Origin of the sequence: Marinicella marina (genome assembly GCF_030065545.1) — a bacterium.
Lineage (GTDB): Bacteria > Pseudomonadota > Gammaproteobacteria > Xanthomonadales > Marinicellaceae > Marinicella > Marinicella marina.
The window spans coordinates 1-11,558 of sequence record NZ_JASJNC010000011.1 but is presented as its reverse complement, the minus strand read 5'-3'; the positions used below and the strand labels follow the sequence as shown (position 1 = coordinate 11,558).

10 protein-coding genes are annotated in these 11,558 nt (G+C 39.1%); all 10 read right to left on the bottom strand.

The features are described from left to right. Positions 1-3: 3 nt before the first annotated feature. Positions 4-2,148, bottom strand: coding sequence for an McrB family protein (locus QNI24_RS14775; RefSeq protein WP_267177323.1), 2,145 nt, complete (start codon positions 2,146-2,148; stop codon positions 4-6). Then, positions 2,145-3,308 carry a DNA (cytosine-5-)-methyltransferase gene (gene dcm, locus QNI24_RS14770; RefSeq protein ID WP_267177322.1) on the bottom strand — a complete coding sequence of 388 codons (1,164 nt, stop codon included), beginning with the start codon at positions 3,306-3,308 and terminating at the stop codon, positions 2,145-2,147. Before dcm ends, QNI24_RS14775 begins: the two co-directional genes overlap by 4 nt. A 156-nt stretch (positions 3,309-3,464) precedes the next feature. Further along, positions 3,465-3,590 carry a hypothetical protein gene (locus QNI24_RS14765; protein ID WP_283708761.1) on the bottom strand — a complete coding sequence of 42 codons (126 nt, stop codon included), beginning with the start codon at positions 3,588-3,590 and terminating at the stop codon, positions 3,465-3,467. 7 nt (positions 3,591-3,597) lie between these two features. Continuing rightward, on the bottom strand, positions 3,598-4,023 hold the full coding sequence (locus QNI24_RS14760; RefSeq protein WP_267177321.1) for a hypothetical protein: 426 nt from the start codon (positions 4,021-4,023) through the stop codon (positions 3,598-3,600). Then, the gene (locus QNI24_RS14755; protein WP_267177320.1) at positions 4,013-4,861 is read right to left on the bottom strand and encodes a GIY-YIG nuclease family protein; all 849 of its coding nucleotides are present in this window, start codon (positions 4,859-4,861) and stop codon (positions 4,013-4,015) included. The genes QNI24_RS14760 and QNI24_RS14755 overlap by 11 nt, the downstream gene beginning before the upstream one ends. A gap of 1 nt (position 4,862) precedes the next feature. Then, positions 4,863-5,945 carry an HNH endonuclease gene (locus QNI24_RS14750; protein WP_267177319.1) on the bottom strand — a complete coding sequence of 361 codons (1,083 nt, stop codon included), beginning with the start codon at positions 5,943-5,945 and terminating at the stop codon, positions 4,863-4,865. Further along, the gene (locus tag QNI24_RS14745) at positions 5,942-9,106 is read right to left on the bottom strand and encodes a type I restriction endonuclease subunit R (protein WP_267177318.1); all 3,165 of its coding nucleotides are present in this window, start codon (positions 9,104-9,106) and stop codon (positions 5,942-5,944) included. Before QNI24_RS14745 ends, QNI24_RS14750 begins: the two co-directional genes overlap by 4 nt. Position 9,107: 1 nt before the next feature. Continuing rightward, positions 9,108-10,034 (bottom strand): nucleotidyl transferase AbiEii/AbiGii toxin family protein, encoded by a 927-nt coding sequence (locus QNI24_RS14740; protein ID WP_267177317.1) that lies wholly within the window; start codon positions 10,032-10,034, stop codon positions 9,108-9,110. Further along, entirely contained in the window at positions 10,034-10,636 is a 603-nt protein-coding gene (locus QNI24_RS14735) for a type IV toxin-antitoxin system AbiEi family antitoxin domain-containing protein (RefSeq protein WP_283708760.1), read from the bottom strand. Before QNI24_RS14735 ends, QNI24_RS14740 begins: the two co-directional genes overlap by 1 nt. A gap of 289 nt (positions 10,637-10,925) precedes the next feature. After that, positions 10,926-11,558, bottom strand: a 633-nt coding sequence (locus QNI24_RS14730; RefSeq protein ID WP_283708759.1) for an IS3 family transposase, incomplete at its 5' end; no start/stop codon positions are given.

The window sequence follows — 11,558 nt, the reverse complement described above, 5'->3', positions numbered from 1 at the left end:
CGCCTAAGCTTCAGCATAACTGGTAAAACCATTATCCACAGCACCTTTGTACATTCGTGTTATTTTTTCCAGTGATAATGGGTAAATAACCTTTGAGCTGCCACTAAAGTTCGGCCCCTCATTGTTAAGGAAGTCTTCTTTAACATTGTCACTAATTTCAGAAGATACACACAGTTTAGCCAATGATTCTAGGACTGAACATAATTTACGCCGTGATCCATGCAATTTAGGAAGAAGTTTTTGCATCATTGCAATATCAATTTTTTCTTCATCACTTAACTTTGCGTTTATTTCTGATAACTGCAGGAAGAGTCGATTAATTTCCATACCTGTTCGATAACCAAACTCAGCCCCTACTTTTTTCAACTCTTTAAAGAGCTCAACCAATGCTGACTTTAGTTTTTCAGACGAAGTATTATCAAACTCTTTGTTTTCAGCTAAATCCACAAAACCTATTCCCATTGAAGCACCTTGATTTTTCAGCATACTCATGTCAACTTCATTAGGAGAGTTTAAAAATTCCTCAATCTCAGTTTCATCCACCTTAAATTCAATTACATTGGCTCGATCTAATACTTTAGGGCTGAACATATAAGTCGTTTCATCAACATTCACAGTACCAATGATGAATAAATTTTTAGACCATCCTATTTCAGCTGGAACACCTGGTTTAAGATCAGAAGACTTGTCATGAAGTTTAAAGAGATCATTTGACTCCATTACACTCAAAAAATCAGCAAAATACCTTTCCACATGACTTAGGTTCATCTCATCCAAAATCAGAAAATAAGGCTTATCTTGATTGTTATATGCTTCTATCATAAGCTTTAAAGCACCATTTTCAGGCACAACATATACATCTCGGTCTAATGCATTCACATAGCCTAATAATGGCTCTCTATTGGTCCAGTCCGCACCAACTGGTACAATACAATATTGAGAGTCATCATGACTAATCCATTGAGCGAACGCTTGTGCTAATTTAGTTTTACCTGAACCCGATAGACCAGTTAACAAGACAAAGGGTTTCGTTAATAAAGATGAAACAAATCTATCTAATATGGATTTTGAATATATCAATCCAGAATCTGTACAATGACTTGAGAATAAAATAGATTTAAATTTTTGAGGCTTTTTCTTTAAATAGTAAACATTATCAATCTCATCAATTTCAAACTCAGGAAATTCATTTTCTATGAAAGTTTTTAAACCAGAATATGTCAGGTTGTAGTTACCCTTTCCGTTCCACTGTGTTGAAAAATAGTAATAATTATTATCATCTTGACTAATTGGGCTATCAAAAAATCTTTGGGTATTTGAGGTAGATAGAGAAGCTTTGTTTTGTGAAGATGAAAATGAACCAATTACCCCAATCAGAGAATCAATGCTATGCAACACATATGAAACAGAATTAATTGATGATTTTTTTGTTTTTGAATTGTCTATTAGTGACTTCCAATTATCAAAATAAAAATATTCGAATACCTTTTTTGCAAAGTCTCTAAGTTTTTTTTCTTCAATTAAACTTGTATTAACTACACTGGTTGATTGATAGTAATTATAGAGATCTCTGTAAACATCGGGTGATTTTGATAGGTAATAAACCAAATCTCCTAAAATACCAGATGTCGCATCAGGTAAATTAATTTTTTTTAAAATTACTGAACGAAAACAATCTTTGCTAGTTCTAGGGTTTCCGTTGCTATCTATAATGTTTTTAGCGTTTAGCCTATGTGAGCTATCTTCTGAACTCATAAATTTAGAGAACAATTCAATATCATTTTGAGAATCAAAAAAGTCTTTCAAACTAGCATCACTAGAAATTTCTGAGCTAATCTTTTGCGAAGAACCTAATAACTGAGTTGAAAATGTTCTAACTTCATCAAATTTATTAAAATACTTAATCAACTCTAAAGCAAGAGGGTAGACAATTGAAGCATATAAAAAATATTGGTTGGGAATTAAAGCGAAATTTGAACTACTCTGGTGATAAGAATAGGATGTATATTTTCCAATTACTATATTTTTATCAGTCAATGCATCGGAAAGTCTTTTCTTTAGATTATTAGGTAACTTGAAGTCTTTTAAATTTGTTTCACTTACAATATTTTCGGTGATTTCAATATCAGCTAATTTTTTAAATGTCATAATAACTGCCTCTTTATTTCTATGGCAATCGCATTTACAACAGGCACAGATACACTGTTACCAAATTGTTTGTATGCTTGATTGTCAGATACGGGAATTTCATACCAATCATCAATAGGAAAACCTTGTAACCTAGCAGCTTCAATTGGATGAATTTTCCTTGGCCTAGAGGGCCTGTTTGAAAGTTTAGATTGGTCAATCAAAATCTCACTGCCATCTTTGTAGTACCTAGCTGAAATCGTACTGGTATATTTTGACTCGCCATTAAACAAAGAATAACCGAAACCATTTCCTTTTTTCTTATGTTCCAGTTTCCTTCTTTTATGACCTGACCAAAGTTTTTCAGAAATGGTATATGTCTTATTAGCCTCTTTTTCTAATTGAGCCAGCTCATTATTACTTAACAAAATATGGTTGAGTTCTGTAGTTTTTGCTTGGTGAAGAGCATTTTTATTAAAAATTACTCCTTCATTCTCGGTTAAGCCCAGAGGAAACTTAAATTCTTCAGCATTTATTACTGTTCTGTTCCAAGCAACGATAAACAAACGCTCTCTATTTTGTGGAACGCCAAAGTGTTTACTGTTTAAAATACTCGACCTGACTTCATAGCCCAGTTTATTAAGGACCCTTACAATAGTAGCATATGTGTTTCCCTTATCATGATTTCTAAAGCCCTTTACATTTTCTAATAAAATTACTTTGGGAACTTTAACTGCTGAGTCAGCTTTATTTGCATCAACTTTTGTTTTTATAATTTCCTGAATATTGAAAAACAACGTTCCCCTCGTGTCATTGAAACCTTTTTTTAACCCAGCTTGTGAAAATGGTTGGCAAGGAAAACCAGCACAAAGCACATCAAAGTCTGGAATATCAGAATAATCAAGCTCAGTATCAGTTATATCAACATTGAAATTTCCGTTTTTAAAAACTTCAGGTGAAATATCTTTAAAGTTTTTCTCATAAGTGATTCTAGCGAACTTATCCATCTCTGAAGCGAATACACATTCACCACCATTTTGATGCATAGCTATGTGAAAACCACCAATTCCAGCAAACAAATCAATGAACTTAAATTTCTTTGTGTTCGTAATTGATTCACTCATAATTTCGTCAACTTTTACTTTTTCACTGACTTTTTTTTGTCTTGTTAAATTATTCAAAATTTTACCTAATAAAGTTAATTGAATTATATACTATTCCTTTGATTATCATTTTCTGATAATAGATACTAAAAATGCTGGAATACAAAAAACCGAAAACTGTTTAACTGTTTTTCAAAAACAGCATTCTGACAAACCCTTCTATGTAACACCCTTTTAATTGACCCCACCCATCCCATTAATAAATATATCCACGTAGTTGGTCACTTTTTGGATGAGGCGTTCGGCGGTGCTTGAGCGTTCTTTGAGTTTGGGGCGGGTTTGGAGCATTGGATTATTCACAGTTAAATCAGTACTCAATATAATTAAGGAAAACTGCATTTTCTAATATCAAATCAGAATCATTGCGCCAGTTTCGATTGTCTGACGAATAATTCAATTTGCCTTTTATAGTTTCTCTACCACAAGGAATAAAATCATTCTCATTCAATTTTCCATCTATAAGAATTGAGTTAACAGTGTCATAACTCGTACATGACTCCATATCTAAGTACAAATGATTAACATGTGTTCCTTTAATATAATACCCAGTGACAGTTATCACTTCACTATGAAATTTTTCTGGGTTAGCTATCACTCGAACCAAAGGCTGCTTGGTTGGGTCATTAGTTAATACAGCTTGTTCTTCTCCATTGTCTTCTTGTGCTGTAGATACTCCCATAAATGTAATTAAGGCCAATGCAGTAAAGCAGTTCAATATGTATTTATTTTTCATCAGATTGTCTCAGTAATTCATCCAAAGTTTTAGCATTTTTATCTTTCCAGTCAGCCCAGCCATTGGAGCTTCTGCCTAGCACCACCGAAGATGCTGATGAGGGAGATTTGAATAGTTGGTCTGAGGCAAATTCATAGGTTTCACCTTGCTTAACCAAAACCTGCTTCTCTATCAGTTCCTCTCTAAGGGCTTTTGGGCCTGTGCCTATGGTCTTTGTTTCCTCAATGTTCGCAGTCGAGCCTGCCAGCACCAAATAGCCTTCATCTGTGACTATGCATTTGGCTTCGGCTTGTTTGCCTTTGCAGTAGAATACTTTTCTTTGTTGGGCTTTGTCACCGCGTTTATCTTCGAAGATTGGATAGCCTAAAGTTGCTAGGAGAACTTTGATGGTTTCAAAGTTATCTAACATGTCGTATTTCTTGGCTTCTGAAATTGATGGCTCCAAAGATCCGGTACTGTTGTCTGTGCTGTATCGACCTGCCAACTCTGCTTGGGCCAAACAATAGTGCTCAAGGAACTTCACATCGGTCTTGGTGAATTCATTGGTCTTGGCCACCGCAATCACACAATGCGTCCAAAAGTCCTTATTGCGGTTGTGTTGTTGTAGTCGGGTCCAACAATTCTCGCCTTCCCCAATATAAACCTGAGGCTTGCCTCGGTCGTCATCACCAAAAAGAAAATATACGCCAGTGTATTGCGCTATCTCGCGTTTAAAAGCTTTGTCCATAGCAGTGCGTGGAAACCAAATGGTTTTTATCAGGCGATTGGTTAATTCAGCTTCTTTGACTGAGGTGGGAGAGCCTTCGGGGAGGAATATTTGGATGGTTTGGGGTTTCATTTTAATAATTTCTTGAGTTTACAATATCTATAAACTCACTTTCTAGAGCTTCAGAATTCTTACCGAAATGTGCCTCTTTGTGATGTCCTGGGCATAAAGCAATGACGTTGGATACTTTGTCTTTACCATCATTACTTAATGCAATGATGTGATGTGCTTCTAGATACCTACTACCATCAAGTTTCAAGAAACCATCTTGACTGCAGTATTCACATTTACCTTCTGCCATCTTAATCACTTTCCGTCTGACCTTAGGGTCTCTTTGATAATATGCTACAACAGACTTTGTTCTGTTTGGGGATTCATTGCCAAAATCATCTTGGTCTAAGTCATCAACTGCAAGGTTTTTAAAATCAGTTTTCTTTGTGAGTAGTGTCATTGGAAACCGATCTTGTAGGATTGCCCTAATAGTTTCACCATCAAATTCAAGCTCAATACTTAATAAATCGTTCTGCTCTACAGTTCTGATATTTCTCTTATTTTTAGAAGTGTCCGTTGCTTCACTCAAGAGTCCAAATACTGGTAAGTTATTTTTTCTAACAATTTCTAACAGTCTTTTTTGCTCTTTTAATCCATGTCCTTTGGTTACCCAATTTGGGTTGTATAACTCTAACTTGTTATTGGACGTAATCGCATCAACCCAAATCGTAAAAACCACAAATGAATTATCATGAGACACCCCACCCCAAGCCCATTGCTCATTTCTCAGTTTTACACCCAGTTGTTCATAAATTTTGCTTCGAGAAAGGCTTTTATGGTGCTTATTTAATATGGAGAAATATGTTGGAGAACTTTTGTTAATCTGAAAATCAACAACCGCTTTGAGCAGTGATACAAGATATGATTTGGTTCTAAATTCATTATAAGGCGTTGTTTTGAAAGAATTAGTGGTGTTGAATATTTCACAAACATCATCCAATCTTGTAAGGGGAAAAGTTCTTTCATTCCCAGTACTGATGTAAAAAGTTATTTTGCTTTGATCAATATCATAAAAAAACGGTACATTTTCAGAGAGTGTTTTCCAACACGATATTTTATTATTATATATAAATTCTAAAAATTCATTTGAGTTCACTTTTATCATGAGAAAACACTCCTTCCGTCACCCCGGTACTTATCAAAAACATGTACAAAAACCCGATCACAAGCGGACTTCCATGAATCATCATCATAGGATTCAGGTAAATCCTGCAAAATATCATCAATGATTCTTTGTACCCTTGCCTTAGCTCGTTGTTTCTTTCGCCAGCCAATGACCAAAGCTTCTTTGAGTGTGGTTAGTAAATCCTTGGCCAGCCTTTTGACCTCATCACGCTCTTTGCTGGAAAGTGTTATGTCCTGGCAGAGTAAATCAAAAACAGTGAGTTCCGGTTCTTCTAATCCCTCTCTCAATCCCCGCTTGTCCTCTTCGTTCAATTCATCAATAAATAGTTTCAACTGTTCAAAAAATTCTTCGGCAGAATGGGCACCGTTGTTGTACTGTTCAACGATTTCATTGAAACGTTGTTGAAAGTCGATTCGGGTCGGGTTTTTATTGATCATCGGTTCAATGCGCAATTCAACAATGCGTTTGAGTCGTTCGGCATCGGCTCTGGATGGTGTATTGGTGCGTTCCAGCATCTCTGCCAAAGCATCAAAATCAATCCCGGCGAGATTCACAGGTTCCGGTAAATTGGATTTGATTTCAATGGTGGTGATGGCATCATCCAGCAATTCGTCAACCTGAGTGCGCACCACATGCAGCACATCGTCATCATCGATGTCCTTGCCCATGCCATTCCAGATCACTTTCAGCAGATGATTCAATAAAGCCCGGTCTTTTAAGAATCGTTCGGCTTCCTTATCTGGCAATAAGGCTTTAAAAATTCGGTTGATGCGGCGCACATGAGCAGTGAATTTTTCCAAATTTTCCGGCACCATCAACACATCAACAGCTTGCTTGATTTGGTTCTGTTTAGAAAAGTCATCGGTATGGGCTGAATGAATATTGACCAAATCAATGTTCAGGCCATTCAGAAAGACTTTGATTTCAATCAGTGCTTGTTCTAGCTCTTCTAACAACACCGTTTTGTGTTCAGCCGGTGTGCCGACCTGATAATCAGTAGCATCTTCCTGAACCGCACCACCATAAACCCCAAGCGCCTCCTGAAGTGCTCCGAAGATATTGATGTAGTCCACAATCTGCCCAGAAGCCTTACCTGGATAGACACGATTGACCCTGGCTATGGTCTGCATCAGTGTGTGTTTCTTCAATGGTTTGTCCAAATACAAAGTCGATACACAAGGCGCATCGAAACCCGTCAGCCACATGGCGCACACAAAAACAATGCGCAGTTCATCATTCACATCTTTGAATTTATCATCCAGATTTTGTTTGATCATCCGTTCGCGATGTGTTTGATAATCCAGGCCCTTACGCTCCATCTTTTCATAATCGCCCTGACCACCTGAAACCACCACCGCCATGTCTGTGGATTGCATGTAAGCCAGTTCATCCATCAGGATCTGTTTTTCCCATGCTTTGGCTAGTTGAATGTCCTGTTCAATCGTTTGAATTTTTTCCTGCCAAGCCACCTGCACCTTGTCATACATCTTTATGGCCGTGGCTTTATCAATGGCAACCACCATTGCCTTGCCTCTGATGCCATCAGAAAAGGGCTCCCGACCCATAAAATGCTCGACCAGATCTTTGGCTATGGTTTCCAAACGATCATCTCGAGTAATGATGTGATAGGCGCGGGAAAATTCTTTTTCCAGCCTGGCTTCGGACTCTTCGGTTAAATCCGAATCGTTGATGATTTCATCAATTTCAGCACCAATATCATCTCGGTTGAGATTGACCTCTGGCACGCGGTTTTCATAATACAAAGGCAAAGTGGCGCCATCATCCACCGCATCAGCAAAGTTATAAACCGACACATAATCTCCAAACACCTCACGGGTTTTGGCATCATTCTCATCTTTGCCTAGTAATGGCGTACCGGTGAAAGCCAAAAATCCCGCTTCGGGCAATGCGGTGCGCATGTTTAAGGCCAAAGTGGAATACTGGCTGCGATGCGCTTCATCGGTGATGACAATCACATCATTACGGTCAGAAAGTTGAGGATAGCTTTCGCCCTGTTCGGTCTTGAACTTATGAATCAGGGTGAAGACAAAGCGGTGGTCTTCGGTGAGCAATTGTTTTAAGTCAGCAGCAGATTCCGCCTGACATTGCGTTTTCAGCAGACCACAAGCATTAAAAGTCCGATAAATCTGATCATCCAGATCGGTGCGGTCGGTGACAATCACAAAGGTCCAGTTGCCTGGCAATTTACGAAACGCCTTTTGACAATAGAACACCATCGAAAAGCTCTTGCCACTGCCTTGCGTGTGCCAATACACGCCCAGCTTGCCTTGAATTTCTTCAATTCGTTTCAGCCCCTGCAAGGATTGATTCACGCCCAAATACTGATGATAACGAGCAACAATTTTTACTGTGGCTTTTTTGCTCTCAAAAACAACAAAATTCTCAACAATATCCAACAGCCGGTGCCGTTGACAGGTGCCACGAATCACGGTTTCCAGACTGACCACTCGTGGTTCATCTTCGCTGTCCACCTTTTTCCACTCAGAGAAATGCTCCCACAAGCTGGTCATGCTGCCGACCTTGTTCTGAACACCATTGGACAGGATGATCAATTGATTGAACCAGAACAATTGTGGAATCACTCTTTTGTAATCCGCCAGATTGTCTTTATATGCCTTGATCAAAGGCGTGCTGGGTGATTTCAACTCGATAAACAACAAGGGCAAACCATTGACAAAACCGATCAGATCCGGCCGACGGGTTTCAATCTCACCAGACACCCACAACTGCGAACACAACAAGAAGCGATTGTTCTCAGGATTCTGCCAATCCATCACCTTAACCGTGACAAACTCCTCGTCCTCAGTATCCGCCTCAACCTTCACCCCTTGTTTGAGCAATTGATAACAAGCCTGATTGGCCGCGATGTCACTCATCACCGAATAATCCCGAGTGATTTCTTCAATCGCCAAATCGATTTCATTGGCTGTGCAATCAGGATTAATTTTAATTAAAGCTTGGCGAAGCTCGCGCACCAAAACCACTTCAGAACGGTTCTCACGACCGAGCAAACCCTCTTCACCAAAACTTTCCGAATAACAATTCACCGTACGCCAGCCTAAACTTTCAAAAAGCTTGATGGCCGGTTGTTCGGTGAGTTGGTCTTCGGTGTAGGTCATATTATGCTCTTTCTGTGTCTTTCCAGAACCACGCCTTGTTGTCCCAATGCTTTTCCACAGGGTTTTTATCTAACGCAATGTGCTGATAAACCGGCTCTAAAAACCCTTGAATTTTGTCAATGGTTACAGCGAAATCATCTTTCAGAGGCAAACCATTTTTTCTTTTAAAAGCATTCCATTGTTTGTTTTTATCTGCATCGTTCTTGAACAATTCAGTAAAAATCATCAAATCAGCATCGGATATAACCAACCCCCTTCGGTCAAATGTCGCCATAATGGCCTGTTGCAATTCACCCATTGACAGTGACATGGTTTGAGCAATGGTCAATAAATCATAAAAGTCTTTCATTCTGCTGTTACTTAAACCCAAAAATACCATCGCATGAAACTTTTCTGAAATCACCGTATAAACTGGATAAACCTTTAAATTTGGATTTGGGAAGTCCAATAACCCAGGTAACTCTGCATACTCAGCCGTTGGTGTTACCGCATCGCCAAAACCAATATCTATTTGCAGAGGAATGATGGCATTTCCTAATTTGGCCTTACCACTGATTCTGACTCCTTGATAATCGCCTTCCTTCTTTATTTCCATAGATTTGAATTGACTTGAATCAAAAGTCAATCCATCCGGTTTTTCTACATAAACTTTCGCAACCTGTACAAAAACATTTAATAGTTCACCCACATCATTGCTACCAAATCCCAATAAGTCAACATCTCTTGTTGGCCGATGCAAACTGTCATGCCAAATCACAAACAACCACGACCCTTTCAATAAAAACTGATCCGCAAACTCACTGACACTCAAGCGATAAAGAAATCGTTGCAAGGCATATTGAATCAGCACAGTGTTGTAATCTTCGCCGCTTTCTTTGGCTTTGTTTAATAACCTGGCCCGAACACTTTGTGCTACATCCTTAACCATCAGGCCACCAGCATCTCAAAATGTGGCTGAATCACCGTTGCAATGCGGCATTCTTTCGCCAACAACATCAATTCATCCACCGTAAATCGCCGATCTCTCCAACCTTCTTTTAATGCCTCCAAAGCCACATCCAAGCCCACTTTATTTCGCATACGAAAACAATCCACAACCGTTTTCGCCGGTGAATAAATTTTCACCTCAACACCATCAATACGATGCGTTTCTATGCCTTTTTCATAGGCAGCACCAGAATAATAATGGTATCGCACTTTGGGATAATCCAAATCCGGATCATAACCTCTGGCTTTAACAGCAGCCCATACTTCATGAGGATTTTGTGTACCAATCTGATGAAAAGCCAAAGCCGATAATAAAGTAATTACACCACCTGGAACCTGATTGGCGAACAGCGCCAAGGCATGATGGGAAGAAATTTCAGCATCTGGCAGCGCATAACGCCCTCTTGCAATCCGCTGCAAAAGTCCTTTGTGATACATACGTGACAAATATTCCCTGCCAATATCGTGCTCAAGCAAATCCGCAGCACGCACCGACCCCAACTTATCGGTCAAGGCAAGAACCTGTTGTTCTGTTGAGTTCATTACATCATTCATGTCTTAATTATACACAACTTCGTCACAAACTGTCGTTACTTAGCTCTAACTAACGAGAGCTTGTGATTTTTCAAACCATCCAAGTCAGTTTTGTAGCCTTTTAAGCAACATTTTTCATCTCATCCTGTCAGGCCTCCCCTCTTGCGAGGGGATTGAGGGGTGTGTTTTATTCTTGGACTGCAGCATTTAGCCTAAATAAATATCCTTGTGAGGTATCGAAGAACCTAAGCTCTTAAACAAGGACAATGAGGTTGCCACGGTTTAACGGACACCAAAACTAATGGGCAGATGCCCTCTCAAATTCAGCTGGACTGACATAGCCCAGATATGAATGTCTGCGTTGACGATTGTAGAACACTTCGATGTATTGAAACAAACTTTGTTTAGCTTCTGCTTTCGTTCGATAATCTTCATGTTCTACTAGTTCATTTTTCAGTGAACCAAAGAAGCTCTCAGCCACGGCATTATCATGACATTCACCCTTCCTGCTCATGCTAGGAAGCAACTTGTGTTCATTCAGCATTTTTTGATAATCTCCTGATGCATAGGTGCTGCCTTGATCAGAGTGCACAACAGCTCCTTTGATACCTGTTCTGCGCCATATGGCCATGTCTAATGTATCGAGAACCAGCTTGGTGTTATTGCGATCAGACATCGACCAGCCAATCACTTGTCTTGAATATAAATCAATCATAACGGCAAGATAAAGCCATCCTTGACGTGTTCTGATGAACGTTGTGTCAGATACCCATGCTTTATTTTTCTCAGCAGCCTTGAAGTTCCTTTTTAGGCGATCAGGGGAAGGTGCTTTGGTGTTTCTTGAATTGGTAGTGATAACGAACTTCTTAACTATTTTCGACTGAATATTCGCAGCTTTCATCAACCGAGCAACCCTTTGTCTGCTGACCTG

Bases quoted from the DNA above. Each gene is read 5' to 3' on its own strand.
- QNI24_RS14775 (WP_267177323.1), bottom strand. From the start codon at position 2,148: ATGACATTTAAAAAATTAGCTGATATTGAAATCACCGAAAATATTGTA.
- QNI24_RS14760 (WP_267177321.1), bottom strand. From the start codon at position 4,023: ATGAAAAATAAATACATATTGAACTGCTTTACTGCATTGGCCTTAATT.
- QNI24_RS14755 (WP_267177320.1), bottom strand. From the start codon at position 4,861: ATGAAACCCCAAACCATCCAAATATTCCTCCCCGAAGGCTCTCCCACC.
- QNI24_RS14750 (WP_267177319.1), bottom strand. From the start codon at position 5,945: ATGATAAAAGTGAACTCAAATGAATTTTTAGAATTTATATATAATAAT.
- QNI24_RS14745 (WP_267177318.1), bottom strand. From the start codon at position 9,106: ATGACCTACACCGAAGACCAACTCACCGAACAACCGGCCATCAAGCTT.
- QNI24_RS14740 (WP_267177317.1), bottom strand. From the start codon at position 10,034: ATGGTTAAGGATGTAGCACAAAGTGTTCGGGCCAGGTTATTAAACAAA.
- QNI24_RS14735 (WP_283708760.1), bottom strand. From the start codon at position 10,636: ATGAACTCAACAGAACAACAGGTTCTTGCCTTGACCGATAAGTTGGGG.